This is a genomic window from Geopseudomonas sagittaria, assembly GCF_900115715.1.
GTDB classification, from domain to species: Bacteria; Pseudomonadota; Gammaproteobacteria; order Pseudomonadales; family Pseudomonadaceae; genus Geopseudomonas; species Geopseudomonas sagittaria.
Genome location: NZ_FOXM01000018.1, coordinates 1 through 20,945 on the forward strand (window position 1 = coordinate 1; position 20,945 = coordinate 20,945).

The following is a 20,945-nucleotide window of genomic DNA, read 5'->3' on the forward strand; positions in this document are numbered from 1 at the left end:
TGCGGGTTTTGAGAAAACCCTAAACTTGGCTCAGCAATCGCAAATAAACTCATGAATTCACGAGACTACTTGTGACGCTGATAATCTTGCGACCATCAGTCTTATCTCACAAGCACCCACACGAATTGCTTGATTCAACTTGTTAAAGAGCGTTTCGATCAAGTCTTTCGTCTCAACCGAGGCCGCGAATTCTACAGCAGCCTTGCAACCTGTCAAGCGTTTTTCGAAATTTTCTTTTCTACTCAACCACTTGCGTAACTCTTCCGCTGAGACAACCCGGGGGCCGCTGCAGCGAGGAGGCGAATAATACAGCCTGGAAAAATGCTGTCAACACCTCTTTGCAGCATTTTCCAAGTAGCTTAGCTCTCCCCCTCGAACCACGCCAGCTTCTCGCGGAGCCGCACCACCTCCCCCACGATCACCAACGTCGGCGCATGCACCTCATGTCGCGCCACCAACTGCGGCAGATCGGCCAGGGTGCCAGTAAACACGCGCTGGTGGCGCGTGGTGCCCTGCTGCACCAAGGCAGCGGGAGTCTCTGCGGCGCGACCGTGACTGATCAGTTGCTCGCAGATCAGCGGCAAGCCAACCAGGCCCATGTAGAACACCAGCGTCTGTCCCGGCGCAACCAAGTCACCCCATGGCAGGTCGCAGCTGTGGTCCTTCAGATGCCCGGTGACAAAGCGCACCGACTGCGCGTAATCGCGGTGGGTCAGCGGAATACCCGCATAGGCAGAGCAACCGGATGCGGCCGTAATACCCGGCACTACCTGGAAGGGAATGCCCTCGGCGGCCAACTCCTCGATCTCCTCGCCACCGCGACCGAAGATGAACGGATCGCCCCCCTTCAGGCGCAGCACGCGCTTGCCCTGCCTGGCCAGCGCCACCAACTGGCGATTAATCTGCTCTTGCGGCAGCGCGTGCTCGCTGCGACGCTTGCCAACATAGATGCGCTCTGCATCGCGCCGACACATATCGACGATCGCTGGGGCAACCAGGCGATCATAAAGCACCACATCAGCCTGCTGCATCAGACGCAGGGCACGGAAGGTCAACAGGTCCGGATCACCGGGACCAGCGCCAACCAGATACACCTCGCCCAGCTCGCGTTCGGCGCTGCCGGCCAGCTTGTCAACCAGCAGGCGCTCGGCCTCCGCCTCGCGGCCAGCCAGGACCTGCTCAGCGATCGAGCCCTGGAATACCTCCTCCCAGAACACCCGACGCTGCTGCACATCGATGAAACGCTGCTTCACCACACCGCGAAACTTCTGTGCCAGCCCGGCGAGACGACCGTAGGCGGCCGGGATCAGCGTCTCCAGGCGGGCACGCATCAGCCGGGTGAGTACCGGGGCGTCACCGCCACTGGAAACTGCCACCATGAGCGGCGAGCGATCGACGATGGCCGGGAAGATCACGCTGCACAGCGCCGGCGCATCGACCACGTTGACCGGCAGGCTGCGCGCGCCGGCTTCGCGGGACACCCGGGCATTGAGCGGCTCGTCGTCGGTGGCGGCGATAACCAGCACGCAGCCATCGAGGTCGCGCTCCTGGTAACCACGCTCGCACAGCTCACCAGCACCCTGCTCGACCAAAGCGCGCAGGGCATCCTCGATCAGCGGCGCGACCACTCGCAAGCGGGCTCCGGCCCCAGCCAGCAGACGCGCCTTGCGCAGGGCGATCTCGCCACCACCGACCACCAATACCTGGCGGCCGCGCAGATTGTGAAACAGAGGAAGAAAGTCCATGGACAGCCTCGCGGCAGATGCCGGCCTAATGGAGAAAGCCGGTGACGGGAGTCACCGGCCAGTCTTGCGTCCGCCCTGAATCGCTGCGGACTAATCAGGAGCTTGCGGGAAGCGCCTGAAGGCTTTCAGGAAGTGATCAGCCAATCACCTCAAGACCACCCATATACGGCTTGAGCACTTCCGGTACGCGGACAGAGCCGTCAGCCTGTTGGTAGTTCTCCAGCACGGCGACCAGGGTGCGGCCGACGGCCAGACCGGAACCGTTGAGGGTGTGCACCAACTCGGGCTTGCCGGTTTCCGGATTGCGCCAGCGCGCTTGCATGCGGCGCGCCTGGAAGTCACCACAGTTGGAACAGGAGGAAATTTCCCGGTACTTGCCCTGGCTGGGCACCCAGACCTCAAGGTCATAGGTCTTGGTGGCACCGAACCCCATGTCGCCGGTGCACAGCGCCAGCTTGCGATAGGGCAGCTCCAGCAACTGCAGAACCTTCTCGGCATGGCCGGTCAACGCCTCAAGCGCCTCGAAAGACTTGGCTGGTTCGACTACCTGAACCAACTCGACCTTGTCGAACTGATGCTGGCGGATCATGCCACGGGTGTCACGGCCGGAGGCACCGGCCTCACTGCGAAAGCATGGGGTGTGAGCGACCAACTTCAGCGGCAGCTGCTTGGCGTCGAGGATTTCACCGGAAACGATGTTGGTCAGCGACACCTCGGCGGTTGGGATCAGGTAGAGGTCGGCCTCGCCTTCACGAGTGATTTTGAACAGGTCCTCCTCGAACTTCGGCAGCTGGCCAGTCCCCTGCAGGGCCGGAGCCTGGACAAGGTAGGGAGTGTAGGCCTCTTCGTAGCCGTGCTCGCCGGTGTGCAAGTTGAGCATGAACTGCGCCAGCGCACGGTGCAGCCGCGCAATCGGCCCGCGCATCAGTGCGAAACGCGCGCCGGAGAGCTTGGCTGCGGCCTCGAAGTCGAGCCAGCCATGTTGCTCGCCGAGAGCGACGTGATCCTTGACCTCGAAACCGAACTCGCTCGGGGCACCCCAGCGACTCACCTCGACGTTATCCTCCTCGCTGGCACCGACCGGAACCGACTCGTGCGGCAGGTTGGGGATGGTCAGCAACAGCGCATCCAGCTCGGCCTGAATCGCGTCCAGCTCCTGCTTGGCGGCTGCCAGCTCGCCCCCCATGCGCTCGACGTCGGCCATCAGCGGGACAATGTCCTCGCCGCGTTGCTTGGCCTGGCCGATACCCTTGGAGCGGGCGTTGCGCTCGGCCTGCAGCTGTTCGGTGCGGGTCTGGGTTTCCTTGCGCCGGCTTTCCAGCGCCTCGAGGCGCGCCACATCCAGTTGAAAGCCGCGGGTCGCCAGACGCTGGGCCACTTCCTGCGGTTGGCCACGAACCAGTTTGGAGTCGAGCATGCAGAGTTCTCTTCAGTCGAGACAGTAGAAATAAGGGTTGCCGGACAACAGCCTGCGCCAGCCGCAAGTGCCCGGGGCATCCCGTCGCGCTGCCTGTCGTGACGGGACACACATGATCAGGGGCAAGAGTTTACCCGGAGCCACGTCGAAACGGGCAGTCGCCCGCCGTTTTTGCCGCGCCTGAGTCACACCCGAGCCAGGACTAGCCCCACCCATGTCGCCAGCAGACCAGCGCATACGCTCAGCCCGGCATAGCCCAGCGCCGTAACTGGCTGGCCGCTTTCCAGGAGACGAAGGGTGTCCAGGGAAAAGGACGAGAAGGTCGTCAGCCCACCGAGGAAACCGACGACCAGGCCCGCGCGCAGAGCCAACGACACCTCGGGGCGCAGCAGGAACACCCCATAGAGATAGCCGATCAGCAGGCAGCCGGCGAGATTCACCGCCAAGGTGGCCCAGTAGAAATGCTGCGGCCAGTGAGCACCGACCCAGTTGGCGACGGCAAAGCGCAGCAGGCTACCGGCAGCACCACCGGCAGCCACGGCAAGAATCACGCCGATCACGGTTTTTTCCGTCGCCGCGGACTGTTGCGATCCAGCTCGGCCAGATGCGCCAGCTTCTCGCGGATCTTCAACTCCAGGCCACGCGGCACCGGCTGGTAGTAGGACTGAGGTTGCAGGGACTCCGGGAAGTAATCCTCGCCTGCGGCGTAGGCTTCCGGTTCGTCATGGGCATAGCGGTACTCGTCGCCGTAGCCGAGACTCTTCATCAGCTTGGTCGGCGCGTTGCGAAGGTGCAGCGGCACCTCCAGCGAACCGTAGGCCGCCGCATCACGCATCGCTGCCTTGAAGCCCATATACACCGCATTGCTCTTCGGCGCGCAGGCCAGATAGACGATGGCCTGCGCGATGGCCAGTTCGCCCTCCGGGCTGCCAAGGCGCTCTTGCACCTCCCAGGCGGCCAGACACAGGTTGAGTGCGCGCGGGTCGGCATTGCCGATGTCCTCGCTGGCCATGCGCACCACCCGGCGCGCCAGATACAGTGGATCGCAGCCGCCATCGAGCATGCGCGCAAACCAGTACAGCGCGGCATCCGGATTGGAGCCGCGCACCGATTTGTGCAGCGCGCTGATCTGGTCGTAGAAGGCCTCGCCGCCCTTGTCGAAGCGCCGGCGGCTGTCGCCCAGCAGGTTCTCCAGCAGCTCGGTGCCGATTTCCTCGCCATCCTCGACCAGGTCAGCCGCGTTCTCCAGAAAATTGAGCAGGCGCCGGCCATCGCCATCAGCCGCCGCCAGCAGCAGGCTGGTTGCCTCCTCACTGATGCGCAGCTGCCGCTTGCCCAAGCCACGCTCCTCGCTCAGCGCCCGCGCCAGCAGTTGGCGCAGGGCTGCCTCGTCAAGGCTTTTCAGCACGTAGACCCGCGCCCGCGACAGCAGCGCGTTGTTCAACTCGAAGGAAGGATTCTCGGTGGTAGCCCCGATGAAGATCAGCGTGCCGTCCTCGACATAGGGCAGGAAGGCATCCTGCTGCGCCTTGTTGAAGCGGTGCACCTCATCGACGAACAGGATGGTGCGCCGCCCGTACTGTGCGGCCTGCTGCTTGGCCACCTCGACGGCCTGCCTGATCTCCTTGACCCCCGCCAGCACTGCGGAAATGGTCTCGAAGTGGGCATCGCCAATCTCAGCCAGCAGCCGCGCCAGCGTGGTCTTGCCCACCCCCGGCGGCCCCCAGAAGATCATCGAATGCAGGGCTCCCTGTTCCAGCGCCTCACGTAGGGGCTTGCCGTGTCCGAGCACATGCTCCTGGCCGACATAATCATCCAGCCGGGTCGGTCGCAGGCGTGCGGCCAGCGGCTGAGCAACGGGAGCGCGGTCGAACAGGTCCATGAGCGGGGCTTACTGCTCTTCGATCACGTCGACGCCTGCCGGCGCCTTGAAGGTGAACTGGCTGCTGTCCAGCGGCTGATTCATCTTCACCCCGAGAAACAGGATATTGGTGCGCTGACCGATGCTGTCGATCAGCTGCATGTCATTGATGACGCCATTGCGGAAGGACAGACGCAGGGTGTCGAACAGCGTGTCCTTGGCCTTCGGCTTGAGGATGAAGTCCACCACACTGCCGCCTTCCTTGTGGGTGATGGTGAAGTTCTCGCGAATCTTCGACACGTCACCGGACAGCAGCAGCGCCGGGGTGTGACTCATGCGCTGGTCCAACGCCTGAATGGTCACCTGCTCGAGGTCAGGGTCGTACAGCCAGACCTTCTCGCCATTGGATACCAGCAGTTGCTCCATGGGCGCATCGGTGTGCCAGCGCAGCAGCCCCGGACGCTTGAGCGCCATCTCGCCGCTGGCCTCCTGCAACTGGGTGCCGGAGCCATCCAGGGTCAGCTGCGAGAATCGCCCGCTCAGGGTCTGCGCCTGGCCCAGCAGCTCGGTCAGGCGCTGCACGGACCGCTCATCCCCGGCGGCATGGGCAGTCAGCCCGGTCACGGCCAGAGCAGCCAGCAACAACACACGAATCAGACGCATAGAACCTCGCTCAGTCTCGAACCGGCGTCGGCGCGATCACTTCGCGCGAGCCATTGGTATTCATGGGGGTGACGACGCCAGCCATTTCCATGGCCTCGATCATCCGCGCAGCGCGGTTGTAACCAATCTTCAGCTTGCGCTGCACCGCGGAAATCGATGCCCGGCGGCTTTCGGTGACGAAGCGCACCGCCTCGTCGTACAGCGGATCTTCCTCGCTACCTTCACCACTGTCGCCACCGGTCGAATCATAGGATGCCCCGCCGCCCTCTTCGGCTCCCGCGAGGATGTCCTCGATGTAATCCGGCGCGCCGCGCTGCTTCCAGGCATCCACCGTACGATGCACCTCGTCGTCGGAAACGAAGGCACCGTGCACCCGGATCGGCAGGCCGGTGCCCGGCGGCATGTAGAGCATGTCGCCGTGGCCGAGCAGCTGCTCGGCACCGCCCTGGTCGAGGATGGTCCGCGAGTCGATCTTGCTCGACACCTGGAAAGCGATCCGCGTCGGGATATTCGCCTTGATCAGGCCGGTAATCACATCCACCGACGGGCGCTGGGTGGCGAGAATCAGGTGGATGCCGGCGGCCCGCGCCTTCTGCGCAATCCGCGCGATCAGCTCCTCGACCTTCTTGCCGACGATCATCATCATGTCGGCGAACTCGTCGACCACCACCACGATGGTCGGCAGGCTCTTCAGCAGCGGCACCACGTCGTCCGGGCTCTCGCGGCGGAACAGCGGATCGGTCAGCGGCGTGCCAGCCTCCTCGGCATCCTTGATCTTGCGATTGAAGCCCGCCAGGTTGCGCACCCCCATGGCCGCCATCAGGCGGTAGCGGCGATCCATCTCGGCCACGCTCCAGCGCAGAGCGTTGGCGGCCTCCTTCATGTCGGTGACCACCGGACAGAGCAGGTGCGGAATGCCCTCGTAGATCGACAGCTCGAGCATCTTCGGGTCGATCATGATCAGGCGCACCTGCTCGGGCGTCGACTTGTACAGCAGCGACAGCAGCATGGCGTTGACCCCAACCGACTTGCCCGAGCCGGTGGTGCCAGCCACCAGCAGGTGCGGCATCTTCGCCAGATCGGCGGTCACCGGCCGGCCGCCGATGTCGTGACCGAGGGCGATGGTCACCGGCGACTTCGCCTCCTCGTACTCCGGCGTCGACAGCACCTCGGAGAAACGCACGATCTGCCGATCCTCGTTGGGCACCTCGATGCCCACGGTGGTCTTGCCCGGAATCACTTCGACCACCCGCACGCTGATCACCGCCAGCGAACGCGCCAGATCCTTGGCCAGGTTGGTGATACGACTGACCTTGATGCCGGCCGCCGGCTGGATCTCGAAGCGGGTGATCACCGGACCGGGATGGGCCGCGACCACCTGCACCTCGACCCCGAACTCCTTGAGCTTGATCTCCAGCAGGCGCGACATGGACTCCAGCGACTCTGGCGAGAAGCTGTTGGGCCTCTTCTGCGCCGGATCGAGCAGCGACAGCGGCGGCAGAGTGCCCGCCACCGCATCATCGACATAGTGCACCACCGGCTTCGCTGGCTCGAGCGGACGGCGAACTTCCGCAGGCCGCGACGCGCTGACCTGGACTTCGGCAATCCTCGGCTCGGCCGCCTTCGGCTCTTGAGCATCTCGACCCGCCCGTAGCGCCGCCGCAGCCCCCAGGACGTCGGTCACGGCACTGGCAAGACTCGCCATCACCGGCGTGGCCGGCCGGTCAGCCACGGGCTTGGCTGGCGACTGCAGATCCAGCTCCATGTCGAACTCGTCGTCGACTGCCGTCAAGCCCAGAACAGGCTCGATGCGCTCACCCGGACTCGAACCGGTGACCGCGCGTACCGGCGGCGCTGCCACTACCGGTACGGGCTTGGCGGGAGAGGCAACCGGCGGACTGCTTGCCGGCCGGGCAGGCGGGACTGGCTGCGCGGCGGATTCGCGGTCGCCATCGGCCTCGCGCAACTTCAGCCGCAGCTGACGATCCGCCCGGCGGGCATTCCACCAGCGACTGCCCGCCGTCTGGATCAGCTCGCACAGGTCGAGGGTGATCTTGCCGGTCAGGTCCATGACCCGGAACCACGACAGATCGGTGAACACCGTGAGACCAAAGAGAAACAGCGCGATGAACAGCAACGTGCTGCCCTGAACATTCAGCGCATCCTCGCCCCACTCGCCCAGACTCTTGCCGAAAACCCCACCGGCAGGCTCTCCGGTGCTATCGCCCATGACCCCGAACTGGATTTGCGCCAGCGCTGCCGTTGACACCAGCAACAGGGAAAAGCCGATAAGCCGGGAGGAGAACAGCCAACCATTCCACTGCAGCGGCTGATGACGCGCAAGGAACAGGTCAAGCACCTTGATGGCAGCCAGAACCGGCAGCAGATAGGCGGCATAGCCCAGGCCGAAACGGAAAAAGCTGGCGATCCAGGCGCCCACTCGGCCGGCCGCATTCTGCACCTGCATCGAGCCGGTCGATACATTGACCCCAGGATCCAGGGGGGAATAGGTCAGCAGGGCCATGAAGAAGAAGACGCACAACACAATCAGCCCAATCATTGCCGCCTCTTTCAGGCGATAGTGCAACTGCTGGCGCCACGCACCTGAAGAGGCGTCGCCCCTTGCAGTGCTGGCGCCTCTGGCCCTGACTTTGGTGGTATTTGCGGAACTCTTCAAAACGTGTTTCTTCCTGCACACAGCCAGCGTTCGAAATCGGTAGACAGTCAAGACACTGCCTATTGTAAGACTTTACCTGGAGGATGCCATTCAGGCCGCCCCAACCACACGGGCAAAAGCGCCGCCCGCCGACATCCAGCTGAGACACCCGGATTTTGCCGACCCCACCTGCCCGGTGTAGCATGCTTGGCATCAGTTTCAAGGCGGCTCAATTGGAGCACGCATTATCTTTTGTGACAAAGACTTATGGGGTGTTTTATGAGTGAAGCCAAACATTCGCGCCTGGTCATCCTCGGCTCCGGCCCCGCCGGCTACACGGCCGCCGTGTATGCCGCCCGCGCCAACCTCAAGCCGCTGCTGATCACCGGCCTGCAGGCCGGCGGCCAGCTGACCACCACCACCGAAGTCGACAACTGGCCTGGCGATGTCGAAGGCCTGACCGGTCCGGCCCTGATGGAGCGCATGCAGAAACACGCCGAGCGCTTTGCCACCGAGATCGTCTATGACCACATCCACACCGCCGAGTTGCAGCAGCGCCCGTTCGTCCTCAAGGGCGACAGCGGCACCTATACCTGCGACGCGCTGATCATCGCCACCGGCGCCTCCGCCCAGTACCTCGGCCTGCCTTCCGAGGAAGCCTTCATGGGCAAGGGCGTATCCGCCTGCGCCACTTGCGACGGCTTCTTCTATCGCAACCAGGTGGTCTGCGTGATCGGTGGGGGCAACACCGCCGTCGAAGAGGCACTGTACCTGTCCAACATCGCCAAGGAAGTCCACCTGATCCATCGCCGCGACAAGCTGCGCGCCGAGAAGATCCTCCAGGACAAGCTGCTGGAGAAGGCCGCGAACGGCAACATCCGCCTGCACTGGAACCAGACCCTGGATGAGGTACTGGGCGATGCCAGCGGCGTGACCGGGGTGCGCATCAAGGACATGCACAGCGGCGCCACTGCCGAACTGTCACTGACCGGCGTGTTCATCGCCATCGGCCACAAGCCCAACACCGACCTGTTCGAAGGTCAGCTGGCCATGCGTGACGGCTACCTGCAGGTCAAGGGCGGCAGCGAAGGCAATGCCACTGCCACCAGCATCGACGGCGTGTTCGCCGCCGGTGACGTGGCCGACCACGTCTACCGTCAGGCGATCACCTCGGCCGGGGCGGGCTGCATGGCCGCGCTCGACGCCGAACGCCATCTCGACCAGTAAGGTAACGCGGGCTCTCGGGCCCGCGCCTCTCCATCACCATGGTCGACTGGCTGCCAGCTCACTCACTGGACTTTCCCCCTCTGGCGCGCGCCCTGCGCGAACCGGACGGCCTGCTTGCGGCCGGCGGCGACCTCAGCCCGGAACGACTGGTCAGCGCCTACCGGCACGGTTGCTTCCCCTGGTTCCAGGCCGGACAACCGATCCTGTGGTGGTCACCCGACCCGCGCATGGTGCTCTTCCCGAGCGAGTTGCACGTCTCGCGCAGCCTGCGCAAGGTCATCCGCCAGGGGCGCTTCGAGGTCACTTTCGATCACGACTTTGCCGCCGTGATCCACGCCTGCGCCGAGCCGCGCGCCTACGCCGTCGGCACCTGGATCACCCCGGCGATGCAGGCTTCCTATCTCCAGCTGCATCGCCGCGGCATCGCCCATTCGGTAGAAGTCTGGCTGGACGGCCAACTGGTCGGCGGCCTCTACGGCCTGGCCATCGGCCGCCTGTTCTTCGGCGAGTCGATGTTCAGTCGCGCCACCGATGCCTCGAAGATCGGCTTTGTCACCTTGGTCGAGCACCTGCGCGACTGCGGCTTCGTGCTGATCGACTGCCAGATGCACACCAGCCACCTGGCCAGCTTCGGCGCAAGACCGATCCCCCGCAGCGAGTTCGCCGCCTATCTGGCCCGCCATCTCGACCAGCCAGGCCCGACACCCTGGGCGAAGAACGAGCCGTGACATACACTGGTGGTGAACTTCTCGCACAGCCCGCTTCGGCGAGGATTGCGCCATGACCGAATTTGCCGAACTGAAGTTCTATGCCACCCAGGCACACGACTGCAGCTACCTGCCGACCCGCAAGGCAACCACCCTGTTCCTCGACCCGCAACAGGCGATCGATGCGCAGACCTATGCCGACTTGTCGGAAATGGGCTTTCGCCGCAGCGGCGAGCACCTGTATCGACCGCACTGCCAACACTGCCAGGCCTGCATTCCGGCACGCATCCCGACGGCCCGCTTCCGCGCCAATCGCCAGCAGAAGCGCATCCTCAAGCGCAACCTCGACCTTCGGGTACGCGCCGTACGTCCGGTGGCCAGCGAGGAATACTACGACCTCTACGCGCGCTACATCACGCACCGCCATGCCGATGGCGACATGTATCCGCCCAGCCGCGAGCAGTTCGCCAGCTTCCTGCTGCGTGACCTGCCGTTCTGCGTATTCTTCGAGTTCCGCCTCGGTGAGCGGCTGCTGGCCGTCGCGGTGACCGACGTCCTACCCAACGGTCTGTCGGCGGTCTATACCTTCTTCGATCCGCTCGAGGACAAGCGCAGCCTCGGTCGCCTGGCGATTCTCTGGCAGATAGCGGAAGCGGCGCGACGCGGACTTCCAGCCGTCTACCTTGGCTACTGGATCCGCGACTGCCGCAAGATGCGCTACAAGAGCGAGTACCGCCCCCTGGAGCTCTACGTGAACCAGCACTGGGTGACGCTCGAGTGAGGCCACTTGGCGCCAGAGGGGATTTTCGGGCACAATGCCTGCCGCTTTTGCCCGACCACGTCAACCGGGCCATCCTAAGGTAATTGAGGGTTTTACTGCATGTCGAAAGAAGACAGCTTCGAAATGGAAGGCACTGTCGTCGACACCCTGCCCAACACCATGTTCCGTGTGGAGTTGGAAAACGGGCACGTCGTCACCGCGCACATCTCCGGCAAGATGCGCAAGAACTACATCCGTATCCTGACCGGCGACAAGGTGCGTGTCGAACTGACGCCCTACGACCTGAGCAAGGGTCGCATCACCTACCGCGCCCGTTGATCGGCGCCAGGTCATGAACGAAAACGCCCGGCTTGGCCGGGCGTTTTCGTTTGTGCGCCAGCAACACCTCAGGCCGGCAAGGCCAGCGTTTCGTATTCGAAGACCAGCTCGCCATCGCGCGCATCTATGTGCACGGTGCCGCCATGCTCGGCCAACTCGCCAAACAGGATCTGCTCGGCCAGTGGCCGCTTGACCTTCTCCTGAATCAACCGCGCCATCGGTCGCGCGCCCATCTGCGCATCGTAGCCGCGCTCGGCCAGCCAGCCACGCGCCGCCTCGCTGACATCCAGCAGCACCCGCTTGTCTTCCAGTTGCGCCTGCAGCTCGGTGAGGAACTTGTCGACCACGCTCTTGATGATCGCGTGATCGAGACGGCCGAACTGGATGATGGTGTCCAGGCGGTTGCGGAACTCCGGAGTGAAGCTCTTGCGGATCACTTCCATCGCATCGCTGGAGTGGTCCTGCTGAGTGAAGCCGATCGATGCGCGCGCGGCGGTTTCCGCCCCCGCATTGGTGGTCATGATCACGATCACGTTGCGGAAATCCGCCTTGCGACCGTTGTTGTCGGTCAGGGTGCCGTGATCCATCACCTGCAGCAGCAGGTTGAACACCTCCGGATGCGCCTTCTCGATCTCGTCGAGCAACAGCACGCAATGCGGGGTCTTGGTAATCGCCTCGGTCAGCAAACCACCCTGATCGAAACCGACATAGCCGGGCGGAGCACCGATCAGGCGCGACACGGTGTGCCGCTCCATGTACTCGGACATGTCGAAGCGCACCAACTCCACCCCCATGGCCTTCGCCAACTGGCGTGCCACCTCGGTCTTACCCACCCCGGTTGGACCGGCGAAGAGGAACGAGCCGACCGGCTTGTCCGGCGCCTTGAGACCGGCGCGCGACAGCTTGATGGCGGTCGACAGCGCATCGATCGCGGCGTCCTGACCGAACACCGTCAGCTTCAGGTCCCGCTCGAGGTTGCGCAACAACTCCTTGTCCGAACTGGTGACGTGCTTGGGCGGAATCCGCGCGATCTTCGCCACCACATCCTCGACCTGAGCCACATCGATGCACGACGCACGGCGCTCCTCGGGCAGCAGGCGCTGGTAGGCCCCCGCCTCGTCGATCACGTCGATGGCCTTGTCCGGCATATGCCGGTCGTTAATGTAGCGCGCCGCCAACTCCGCCGCCGCACGTAGCGCCTCGTCGGTGTAGCTGATCTTGTGGTGCTGCTCGAAACGGCTCTTCAGCCCCTTGAGAATACCGATGGTGTCATCCACCGAAGGCTCGAGCACGTCGACCTTCTGGAAGCGCCGCGCCAGCGCACGGTCCTTCTCGAAGATGCCGCGAAACTCCTGGAAGGTGGTCGAGCCGATGCAGCGCATCTCGCCCGAGGACAGCAACGGCTTGAGCAGGTTGGAGGCATCCATCACCCCGCCGGACGCCGCACCGGCACCGATGATGGTGTGTATCTCGTCGATGAACAGGATCGCGTGCGGCCGTCGGCGCAGCTCGTTGAGCAGCGCCTTGAAGCGCTTCTCGAAGTCGCCGCGGTATTTGGTACCCGCCAGCAGGGCACCCAGATCGAGCGAGTAGACCACGCTGTTCGCCAGCAGGTCAGGCACCTGACCATCGACGATGCGCTTGGCCAGACCCTCGGCAATCGCCGTCTTGCCCACCCCGGCCTCACCGACCAGCAGCGGGTTGTTCTTGCGCCGACGGGCAAGAATCTGCGCGACGCGCTCGACCTCATGCTCGCGACCGACCAGCGGATCGATGCGCCCCTGGCGCGCCAGCTCGTTGAGGTTGCTGGCGTAGGCATCCAGCGGATTGCCGGACACCGGGTTCTCGCCGCCTTCCTCGTCCTGGGATTCCTGCTCCTGCTCGTGCGACTCGCTCTCGCCGGGCACCTTGGAGATGCCGTGGGCGATGTAGTTGACCACATCGATGCGCGCGACGCTCTGCTGCTTGAGCAGGAATACCGCCTGGCTTTCCTGCTCGCTGAAGATCGCCACCAGCACGTTGGCGCCGGTCACTTCGCGCTTGCCGGAGCTCTGCACATGAAAGACCGCGCGCTGCAGGACGCGCTGGAAACCGAGGGTCGGCTGGGTTTCGCGCTCTTCCTCATGCACCGGAATCAGCGGCGTGGTCGAGTCGATGAATTCACGCAGATCATGCCGCAGCTTGTCCATGTTGGCCCCGCAGGCACGCAGGACGGTAGCAGCGGCACCGTTGTCCAGAAGGGCCAGCAAGAGGTGCTCGACAGTCATGAATTCATGACGTTTGACCCGAGCATCCTTGAAGGCGAGATTGAGGGTGACTTCAAGTTCGCGGTTCAACATACTTCACCTCACTTCACCTCATGCCCAAGGGCTCACGATCAGTCGTCTTTCTCGATCTCGCAGAGCAGCGGGTGTTGACACTCCCGCGCGTACTGGTTGACCTGCATCGCCTTGGTCTCGGCGATATCGCGGGTAAACACCCCGCATACCGCCTGTCCTTCGGTATGTACCGCCAGCATGACCCTGGTGGCCGTCTCCCGGTCCATACTGAAGAACCCCTCCAGCACCTCCACCACGAAATCCATCGGCGTGTAATCGTCGTTGAGCAGGATCACCTTGTACATCGCCGGCGGCTTGAGTGCCGGCTTGGCCTCCTGGACCGCGACACCCGCATCTTCATCCGCGAACGGATCGGGCGAGTCCTGATTGAATGTTAGTCGAATCTGGCGGCTTGCATGCATGCTGGAATGGACAACACTGGCAGTAGGGATGGGATGGCAAGGTCGAGTTTGAACTGTTCGGCAACCGAATGCCGCCTTGCCTTGACTATCGGAAAAACGATGTTACAAACACAACACCATACCCGCATAAGGTAGATGGGCATCACGGCGCGGATCAGGCTCTGCGCCCCAAGATCTTCAATGGATGATACTCCAGCAATGGAGTCCTTTGCAGAGGGAAGTCAGCATGCTGAGCGGCAAGGTCAAATGGTTCAACAACGCCAAAGGTTACGGCTTCATCGTCGCCGACGACCAGGCTGAAGACCTGTTCGTGCACTACTCGGCCATCCAGGGCGATGGCTACAAGACACTCAAGGCTGGCCAGGCGGTCAACTTCGAAATACTGCAGGGTCCCAAGGGGCTGCATGCCATCAACATCCGGCCGTTCAGCAGTCCGCAGCACCAGCGCATGCCCGACGACTGACGCCGCCACCCGGCAGCGACCACAAACGAAAAGGCCGACCCATGGGGCCGGCCTTTTCTGCATGACGCCCGCGGCTTACATGTGGGAAATCATCGCATCGCCGAACTGCGAGCAGGACAGCAGCTTGGCATCGTCCATCAGCCGCTCGAAGTCATAGGTCACGGTCTTGGCGGCGATCGCACCGTCCATGCCCTTGATGATCAGGTCGGCGGCCTCGCTCCAGCCCATGTGGCGCAGCATCATCTCGGCGGAGAGGATGACCGAGCCCGGATTGACCTTGTCCTGGCCCGCGTACTTCGGCGCGGTGCCGTGGGTCGCCTCGAACATGGCCACGGTATCGGACAGGTTGGCACCCGGCGCGATGCCGATCCCCCCCACTTCGGCCGCCAGGGCGTCGGACAGGTAGTCGCCATTGAGGTTCAGGGTGGCGATCACGTCGTACTCGGCCGGACGCAGCAGGATCTGCTGCAGCATGGCATCGGCGATGGCGTCCTTGACCACGACATTCTTGCCGGTACGCGGGTTCTTGAACTGCATCCACGGCCCGCCGTCGAGCAGCTCGGCGCCGAACTCGTCACGGGCGATCTCGTAGCCCCAGTCCTTGAAGGCACCCTCGGTGAACTTCATGATGTTGCCCTTGTGCACGATGGTCAGCGACTCGCGGTCGTTGTCCACCACGTACTGCAGGGCCTTGCGGACCAGGCGCTGGGTACCCTCCTTGGATACCGGCTTGATGCCGATGCCGCAGTTTTCGGTGAAGCGGATCTTGGTGACGCCCATTTCCTCGGTGAGGAACTTGATGACCTTGTCCGCTTCCGGAGTACCTGCCTTCCACTCGACGCCGGCATAGATGTCCTCCGAGTTCTCACGGAAGATCACCATGTCCACGTCCTGCGGCCGCTTCACCGGGCTCGGCACGCCTTCGAACCAGCGCACCGGGCGCAGGCAGACGTACAGGTCCAGCTGCTGGCGCAGAGCCACGTTCAGCGAGCGGATACCGCCACCGACCGGCGTGGTCAGCGGCCCCTTGATGGACACGACGTAGTCACGCACGGCGTCCAGGGTTTCCTGGGGCAGCCAGGTATCCTGGTCGTACACCTGGGTAGCCTTTTCGCCGGCGTAGACCTCCATCCAGGCGATCTTGCGCTCGCCGCCGTAGGCCTTCCGAACGGCGGCATCGACCACCTTGATCATCACCGGACTGACATCGACACCGATGCCGTCGCCTTCGATGAACGGGATGACCGGGTTGTTCGGCACGTTCAGGGACATGTCGGCATTGACAGTGATCTTGTCACCGCCCGCAGGCACCTGGATCTTCTGATATCCCATGCTGGACTCCGTTGCTTTTGTGGACTGGCATCTTGCTGACACCTGAGCTTAGCCAACGGGCCACGGACTGGAAAGGCGCGGCATTTCTGCCGTCTGCGCGCCCTGAGGGGCCGCCCGAGCCCGTGAAATCAGGGCTCGCGACGACCTCAGCCGCGGCATCACATTCGCGCCACGCCACCAAGGTACAAGGCAGGCGATGCTAAAGAAGGAAGCGGATCATGCTATAGTCCGCCCCCGACAGCGGGGGCATAGCAACTGAGCCAGTCTGCAGTGCGATTCCTGTCCCAATGTACCGCCCCCGCGCAATGGCCACCTACCGGCCAAGCGTCCGATGCGCTCGGAGTCGCCTCAAAAAGCATCCTCTGCGCACATCACGACTTTGTGTAACCACAGCCACACAGAGGGTTAGATTAAAATATGTCCACACGCTCAAAGATCATTTACACCTTCACCGACGAAGCACCTGCGCTGGCAACCTACTCCCTGCTTCCGATCATCAAAGCCTTTACTGCCTCCTCCGGCATCGCTGTGGAAACACGGGACATCTCCCTCGCAGGCCGCATCCTGGCAAGCTTCCCCGAGTACTTGAGCGAGGACCAGAAGATCGGCGACCACCTCGCCGAGCTGGGCAAACTGGCCACCACGCCAGAAGCCAACATCATCAAGCTGCCCAACATCAGCGCCTCGGTTCCGCAGCTCAAGGCCGCGATCAAGGAACTGCAGCAGCAGGGCTACAAGCTGCCGGACTACCCCGAAGCTCCCGCCAGCGACACCGAAAAAGACGTCCGCAGCCGCTACGACAAGATCAAGGGCAGCGCCGTGAACCCGGTCCTGCGTGAAGGCAACTCCGATCGTCGCGCCCCGCTGTCCGTCAAGAACTACGCCCGCAAGCACCCCCACAAGATGGGTGCCTGGAGTGCCGACTCCAAGTCGCACGTTGCCCACATGGACAACGGCGACTTCTACGGCAGCGAAAAAGGTGCCCTGATCAATGCCGCCGGCAGCGTGAAGATCGAGCTGATCGCCGCTGACGGCAGCAGCAAGGTCCTCAAGGAAAAGACCACCGTTCTCGCCGGTGAAATCATCGACGCCTCGGTGATGAGCCAGAAGGCCCTGCGCAGCTTCGTTGCCGCCCAGATCGAGGACGCCAAGCAGCAGGGCGTGCTGCTGTCGGCCCACCTGAAAGCCACCATGATGAAGGTTTCCGACCCGATCATGTTCGGCTACATCGTCGCCGAGTACTACAAGGACGCCCTCGAGAAGCATGCCGACGTCCTCAAGGAAGTCGGCTTCAACCTCAACAACGGCATCGGCGACCTGTACGCGCGCATCAAGTCCCTGCCCGCCGAGAAGCAGGCCGAGATCGAGGCCGACATCCAGGCGGTCTATGCCCAGCGTCCGCCGCTGGCCATGGTGAACTCCGACAAGGGCATCACCAACCTGCACGTGCCGAGCGACGTCATCGTCGACGCCTCCATGCCGGCCATGATCCGCGACTCCGGCAAGATGTGGGGCGCCGACGGCCAGCTGCACGACACCAAGGCGCTGATCCCCGACCGCTGCTACGCCGGCGTCTACCAGGTCGTCATCGACGACTGCAAGAAGCACGGTGCCTTCAACCCGGTGACCATGGGCAGCGTGCCGAACGTCGGCCTGATGGCCCAGCAGGCCGAAGAGTACGGCTCGCACGACAAGACCTTCCAGATCCCGACTGACGGCGTGGTTCGCGTGACTGACGACAAGGGCCAGGTTCTGCTCGAGCATGCCGTCGAAACCGGCGACATCTGGCGCATGTGCCAGGTCAAGGACGCCCCGATCCAGGACTGGGTCAAACTGGCCGTCAACCGTGCCCGCGCCAGCAACACCCCCGCCGTGTTCTGGCTGGACCCGGCGCGCGCCCACGACGCCCTGGTGATCGAAAAGGTCCAGCAGTACCTGCAGGATCATGACACCAGCGGCCTGGACATCCAGATCATGTCGCCGGTCGAAGCCACCCAGTTCTCCATCGACCGCATCCGCGCCGGCCTGGACACCATCTCGGTGACCGGCAACGTGCTGCGCGACTACCTGACCGACCTGTTCCCGATCATGGAGCTGGGCACCAGCGCCAAGATGCTGTCGATCGTCCCGCTGATGAACGGTGGCGGCCTGTTCGAGACCGGCGCCGGCGGTTCGGCTCCCAAGCACGTCCAGCAGTTCCTGGAAGAAGGCCACCTGCGCTGGGACTCGCTCGGCGAGTTCCTCGCCCTGGCTGCCTCCCTCGAGCACCTGGGCAACACCTACGACAACGCCAAGGCGAAGGTGCTGGCCAAGACCCTGGACCAGGCCAACGGCCAGTTCCTCGACAGCAACAAGTCGCCGTCGCGCAAGGTCGGCCAGCTCGACAACCGCGGCAGTCACTTCTACCTGGCGCTGTACTGGGCCCAGGCCCTGGCCGCACAGAGCGAGGACCTGGAGCTGCAGGCCCAGTTCACCAACCTGGCCAAGGTGCTGGCCGACAACGAGGAAAAGATCGTTGCCGAGCTGAACGGCGCCCAGGGCAAGCCGGTGGACATCGGCGGCTACTACCATGCCGATCCGGAGCTGACCAGCCAGGCCATGCGTCCGAGCGCCACGCTCAACGCCGCTCTGGCGGCACTGGCGTAAGCGCCACGACGCCGTGACAGGCGACCCCGTCGCCTTTAGCCTTACAAGAGCCCCGGCCCCGCGCCGGGGTTTTTGTATCCGCAAGACCGAAACCGGAGCCCCTGCATGAAACGCTTCATTCCGCACGTCACCGTGGCCACCGTGGTCGAGGATCAGGGCCGCTTCCTCCTCGTCGAGGAACACGCCGAAGGCCGCGTAGTGCTCAACCAGCCCGCCGGCCACCTGGAAGCCGACGAAAGCCTGCTCCAGGCCGCCCTGCGCGAAACCCTCGAGGAAACCGGCTGGGAGGTCGAACTGACCGGTGTTACCGGCATCTACCTATACACCGCGCCGGCCAACGGCGTGACCTACCAGCGCGTGTGCTTTGCCGCCCGCCCGCTGCGCCACCACCCCGAACTGGCGCTCGACCACGGCATCATCGGCCCGCGCTGGCTGACCCGCGACGAGCTCGAGACCCGTTCGGCCCAGTGGCGCAGCGTGCTGGTGGCCCGCTGCATCGACGACTACCTGGCCGGCCCTCCGTACCCGCTGGAGCTGATCCGCGAACCGACCTGGCTGACCTGAGCACGCCGCGGCAGTTTTCTCAGCGACAGCACAGCCTGATAGAATCTGCCCTTTGCACACCTGCAACGGTTTTCCCGGATGACTATGCGTGACCCAGCCAATACCCGCGTGATCGTCGGCATGTCCGGCGGCGTGGACTCCTCCGTCTCGGCCCTGCTCCTAATGCAGCAGGGCTACCAGGTCGAAGGCCTGTTCATGAAGAACTGGGAGGAGGACGACGGCACCGAGTACTGCACCGCCAGGGAAGACCTGGCCGACGCCCAGGCCGTGTGCGACAAGCTGGGCATCCAGCTGCACACCGCCAACTTCGCCGCCGAGTACTGGGACAACGTGTTCGAGCACTTCCTCGCCGAATACAAGGCCGGGCGCACGCCCAATCCGGACATCCTGTGCAACCGGGAAATCAAGTTCAAGGCGTTCCTCGACTACGCCCTGATGCTCGGCGCCGACCTGATCGCCACCGGTCACTACGTGCGCCGCCGCGACGTCGACGGGCGCAGCGAGCTGCTCAAGGGCCTCGATCCGAACAAGGACCAGAGCTACTTCCTGCACGCCGTCGGCGGCGAGCAGATCGGCAGGACCCTGTTCCCGGTCGGCGAGCTGGAGAAGCCGGCGGTACGCGCCATCGCCGAGCAGTACGGCCTGGCCACCGCGAAGAAGAAGGACTCCACCGGCATCTGCTTCATCGGCGAGCGGCGCTTCAGCGACTTCCTCAAGCAGTACCTGCCGGCCCAGCCGGGTGACATCGAGACCACCGACGGCCAGGTGATCGGCCGCCACCACGGACTGATGTACCACACCATCGGCCAGCGCCAGGGCCTCGGCATCGGCGGCATGAAGGATGCCGGCGACGACGCCTGGTACGTGCTGGCCAAGGACATGGCGCGCAACGTGCTGGTGGTCGGCCAGGGCAACGAGCACCCCTGGCTGTTCTCGCGCAGCCTGGAAGCCTCGCAGATCTTCTGGGTCAATCCTATCGACCTCGACCGGCCGCGCCAGCTCACCGCCAAGGTGCGCTACCGGCAGCAGGACCAGGCCTGCACCCTGGAGCGCACCGCCAGCGGCTACCGCGCGGTCTTCGACCAGCCGCAGCGCGCCGTGACCCCGGGCCAGTCGGTGGTGTTCTACGACGGCGAAATCTGCCTGGGCGGCGGCGTGATCGAGACCGCCACCCCCTGGGATGCGGAGATCCAGCGCCCATGACCCGCGAACAGGAACGCCTGATCGCCCTGGCCGGCGTCTTCGAAGCCGCCGCGCTGGTCGATCGCCTGGCCAAGACCGGCCAGGTCCAGGAGGGCCCGCTCGCCTGCCTGCTCGGCAGCCTGCTGGTGCGCGACCCCAAGGACACCCTCGAGGTCTACGGCGGCGACCACCTCAACCTGCGCGACGGCCTGCGCGCCCTGGCCGGGGCGCTGGAGCGCAACCCGGGCACCCTGCCGCGCGAATCGCTGCGCTACGCCCTGGCCCTGCTCACCCTGCAGCGCCAGCTGGACAAGCGCAGCGACATGCTCCAGGTGATCGGCAACCGCCTGCAACAGATCGACAGCCAGAGCCAGATGTTCGGCGTCACCCACGACAACGTGATCTCCGCCTGCGCCGCGCTGTATCAGGACACCCTCAGCACCTTCCGCCAGCGCATCCAGGTGCACGGCGAGATGCAGCATCTGCAGAACAGCCGCAACGCCGAGAAGATCCGCGCCCTGCTGCTCGCCGGCATCCGCAGCGCCATGCTCTGGCGCCAGCTCGGCGGCCATCGCTGGCAGCTGTTGTTCAGCCGCCGCAAGCTGCTCGACCAGCTGTATCCGCTGCTGCGCGGCTGAGCACA

18 protein-coding genes are annotated in these 20,945 nt (G+C 64.1%); 9 read left to right on the forward strand and 9 right to left on the reverse strand.

Annotated elements, in window-relative coordinates; translation table 11 throughout:
* Window positions 1-359: 359 nt before the first annotated feature.
* From cysG to BM297_RS18040, 6 genes are all read right to left on the reverse strand, one after another.
* Entirely contained in the window at window positions 360-1,745 is a 1,386-nt protein-coding gene (cysG, locus tag BM297_RS18015) for a siroheme synthase CysG (RefSeq protein WP_092434140.1), read from the reverse strand.
* 136 nt (window positions 1,746-1,881) lie between these two features.
* Window positions 1,882-3,162: a serine--tRNA ligase gene (serS, locus tag BM297_RS18020; RefSeq protein ID WP_092434143.1), complete on the reverse strand. Its 1,281-nt coding sequence runs from the start codon at window positions 3,160-3,162 to the stop codon at window positions 1,882-1,884.
* A 185-nt stretch (window positions 3,163-3,347) separates the two neighbouring features.
* Window positions 3,348-3,722, reverse strand: coding sequence for a fluoride efflux transporter CrcB (crcB, locus tag BM297_RS18025; RefSeq protein ID WP_092434146.1), 375 nt, complete (start codon window positions 3,720-3,722; stop codon window positions 3,348-3,350).
* Window positions 3,719-5,044: a replication-associated recombination protein A gene (locus tag BM297_RS18030; RefSeq protein WP_092434149.1), complete on the reverse strand. Its 1,326-nt coding sequence runs from the start codon at window positions 5,042-5,044 to the stop codon at window positions 3,719-3,721. Before BM297_RS18030 ends, crcB begins: the two co-directional genes overlap by 4 nt.
* Before the next feature lie 9 nt (window positions 5,045-5,053).
* On the reverse strand, window positions 5,054-5,686 hold the full coding sequence (gene lolA / locus BM297_RS18035; protein ID WP_092434152.1) for an outer membrane lipoprotein periplasmic chaperone LolA: 633 nt from the start codon (window positions 5,684-5,686) through the stop codon (window positions 5,054-5,056).
* A gap of 10 nt (window positions 5,687-5,696) precedes the next feature.
* Window positions 5,697-8,273, reverse strand: a complete 2,577-nt coding sequence (locus tag BM297_RS18040; protein WP_281250265.1) for a DNA translocase FtsK — start codon at window positions 8,271-8,273, stop codon at window positions 5,697-5,699.
* Window positions 8,274-8,621: 348 nt separating this feature from the next.
* Here BM297_RS18040 and trxB point away from each other — a divergent pair, with 348 nt between their 5' ends.
* The 4 genes from trxB to infA all read left to right on the forward strand — a co-directional run bounded on the left by trxB (window position 8,622) and on the right by infA (window position 11,375).
* On the forward strand, window positions 8,622-9,569 hold the full coding sequence (gene trxB, locus BM297_RS18045; protein ID WP_092434156.1) for a thioredoxin-disulfide reductase: 948 nt from the start codon (window positions 8,622-8,624) through the stop codon (window positions 9,567-9,569).
* A 38-nt stretch (window positions 9,570-9,607) separates the two neighbouring features.
* On the forward strand, window positions 9,608-10,297 hold the full coding sequence (gene aat, locus BM297_RS18050; RefSeq protein WP_092434160.1) for a leucyl/phenylalanyl-tRNA--protein transferase: 690 nt from the start codon (window positions 9,608-9,610) through the stop codon (window positions 10,295-10,297).
* A 52-nt stretch (window positions 10,298-10,349) separates the two neighbouring features.
* Window positions 10,350-11,057, forward strand: coding sequence for an arginyltransferase (locus tag BM297_RS18055; protein ID WP_092434163.1), 708 nt, complete (start codon window positions 10,350-10,352; stop codon window positions 11,055-11,057).
* Between the two features lie 99 nt (window positions 11,058-11,156).
* The gene (infA, locus tag BM297_RS18060; RefSeq protein WP_002553999.1) at window positions 11,157-11,375 is read left to right on the forward strand and encodes a translation initiation factor IF-1; all 219 of its coding nucleotides are present in this window, start codon (window positions 11,157-11,159) and stop codon (window positions 11,373-11,375) included.
* Between the two features lie 68 nt (window positions 11,376-11,443).
* Here the strand turns inward: infA and clpA are convergent, their stop codons facing one another.
* Both clpA and clpS read right to left on the reverse strand, forming a co-directional pair.
* Complete coding sequence (gene clpA, locus BM297_RS18065) at window positions 11,444-13,714, reverse strand: ATP-dependent Clp protease ATP-binding subunit ClpA (protein ID WP_092434166.1); 2,271 nt, start codon at window positions 13,712-13,714, stop codon at window positions 11,444-11,446.
* A gap of 38 nt (window positions 13,715-13,752) precedes the next feature.
* Window positions 13,753-14,115: an ATP-dependent Clp protease adapter ClpS gene (clpS, locus tag BM297_RS18070; RefSeq protein ID WP_092434169.1), complete on the reverse strand. Its 363-nt coding sequence runs from the start codon at window positions 14,113-14,115 to the stop codon at window positions 13,753-13,755.
* A gap of 226 nt (window positions 14,116-14,341) precedes the next feature.
* Between clpS and cspD the strand changes: the two genes are divergently transcribed.
* On the forward strand, window positions 14,342-14,578 hold the full coding sequence (gene cspD / locus BM297_RS18075) for a cold shock domain-containing protein CspD (protein ID WP_092434172.1): 237 nt from the start codon (window positions 14,342-14,344) through the stop codon (window positions 14,576-14,578).
* Window positions 14,579-14,653: 75 nt separating this feature from the next.
* Here the strand turns inward: cspD and icd are convergent, their stop codons facing one another.
* Window positions 14,654-15,910, reverse strand: coding sequence for an NADP-dependent isocitrate dehydrogenase (icd, locus tag BM297_RS18080; RefSeq protein ID WP_092434175.1), 1,257 nt, complete (start codon window positions 15,908-15,910; stop codon window positions 14,654-14,656).
* Window positions 15,911-16,327: 417 nt separating this feature from the next.
* Between icd and BM297_RS18085 the strand changes: the two genes are divergently transcribed.
* The 4 genes from BM297_RS18085 to hflD all read left to right on the forward strand — a co-directional run bounded on the left by BM297_RS18085 (window position 16,328) and on the right by hflD (window position 20,940).
* On the forward strand, window positions 16,328-18,556 hold the full coding sequence (locus tag BM297_RS18085) for an NADP-dependent isocitrate dehydrogenase (protein WP_092434178.1): 2,229 nt from the start codon (window positions 16,328-16,330) through the stop codon (window positions 18,554-18,556).
* 105 nt (window positions 18,557-18,661) lie between these two features.
* Entirely contained in the window at window positions 18,662-19,120 is a 459-nt protein-coding gene (locus tag BM297_RS18090) for an NUDIX hydrolase (RefSeq protein ID WP_092434181.1), read from the forward strand.
* Window positions 19,121-19,198: 78 nt separating this feature from the next.
* Window positions 19,199-20,323 (forward strand): tRNA 2-thiouridine(34) synthase MnmA, encoded by a 1,125-nt coding sequence (mnmA, locus tag BM297_RS18095; RefSeq protein ID WP_281250264.1) that lies wholly within the window; start codon window positions 19,199-19,201, stop codon window positions 20,321-20,323.
* Window positions 20,320-20,940, forward strand: a complete 621-nt coding sequence (hflD, locus tag BM297_RS18100; RefSeq protein ID WP_092434185.1) for a high frequency lysogenization protein HflD — start codon at window positions 20,320-20,322, stop codon at window positions 20,938-20,940. Before mnmA ends, hflD begins: the two co-directional genes overlap by 4 nt.
* Window positions 20,941-20,945: the final 5 nt, after the last annotated feature.

Excerpts from the sequence above, each read along its gene's own strand:
- BM297_RS18055 (WP_092434163.1), top strand. The coding sequence starts at position 10,350 with ATGACCGAATTTGCCGAACTGAAGTTCTATGCCACCCAGGCACACGAC.
- mnmA (WP_281250264.1), top strand. The coding sequence starts at position 19,199 with ATGACTATGCGTGACCCAGCCAATACCCGCGTGATCGTCGGCATGTCC.
- BM297_RS18090 (WP_092434181.1), top strand. The coding sequence starts at position 18,662 with ATGAAACGCTTCATTCCGCACGTCACCGTGGCCACCGTGGTCGAGGAT.
- cspD (WP_092434172.1), top strand. The coding sequence starts at position 14,342 with ATGCTGAGCGGCAAGGTCAAATGGTTCAACAACGCCAAAGGTTACGGC.
- serS (WP_092434143.1), bottom strand. The coding sequence starts at position 3,162 with ATGCTCGACTCCAAACTGGTTCGTGGCCAACCGCAGGAAGTGGCCCAG.
- BM297_RS18085 (WP_092434178.1), top strand. The coding sequence starts at position 16,328 with ATGTCCACACGCTCAAAGATCATTTACACCTTCACCGACGAAGCACCT.
- infA (WP_002553999.1), top strand. The coding sequence starts at position 11,157 with ATGTCGAAAGAAGACAGCTTCGAAATGGAAGGCACTGTCGTCGACACC.
- clpA (WP_092434166.1), bottom strand. The coding sequence starts at position 13,714 with ATGTTGAACCGCGAACTTGAAGTCACCCTCAATCTCGCCTTCAAGGAT.
- trxB (WP_092434156.1), top strand. The coding sequence starts at position 8,622 with ATGAGTGAAGCCAAACATTCGCGCCTGGTCATCCTCGGCTCCGGCCCC.
- cysG (WP_092434140.1), bottom strand. The coding sequence starts at position 1,745 with ATGGACTTTCTTCCTCTGTTTCACAATCTGCGCGGCCGCCAGGTATTG.
- hflD (WP_092434185.1), top strand. The coding sequence starts at position 20,320 with ATGACCCGCGAACAGGAACGCCTGATCGCCCTGGCCGGCGTCTTCGAA.
- lolA (WP_092434152.1), bottom strand. The coding sequence starts at position 5,686 with ATGCGTCTGATTCGTGTGTTGTTGCTGGCTGCTCTGGCCGTGACCGGG.
- aat (WP_092434160.1), top strand. The coding sequence starts at position 9,608 with ATGGTCGACTGGCTGCCAGCTCACTCACTGGACTTTCCCCCTCTGGCG.
- icd (WP_092434175.1), bottom strand. The coding sequence starts at position 15,910 with ATGGGATATCAGAAGATCCAGGTGCCTGCGGGCGGTGACAAGATCACT.
- clpS (WP_092434169.1), bottom strand. The coding sequence starts at position 14,115 with ATGCATGCAAGCCGCCAGATTCGACTAACATTCAATCAGGACTCGCCC.
- BM297_RS18030 (WP_092434149.1), bottom strand. The coding sequence starts at position 5,044 with ATGGACCTGTTCGACCGCGCTCCCGTTGCTCAGCCGCTGGCCGCACGC.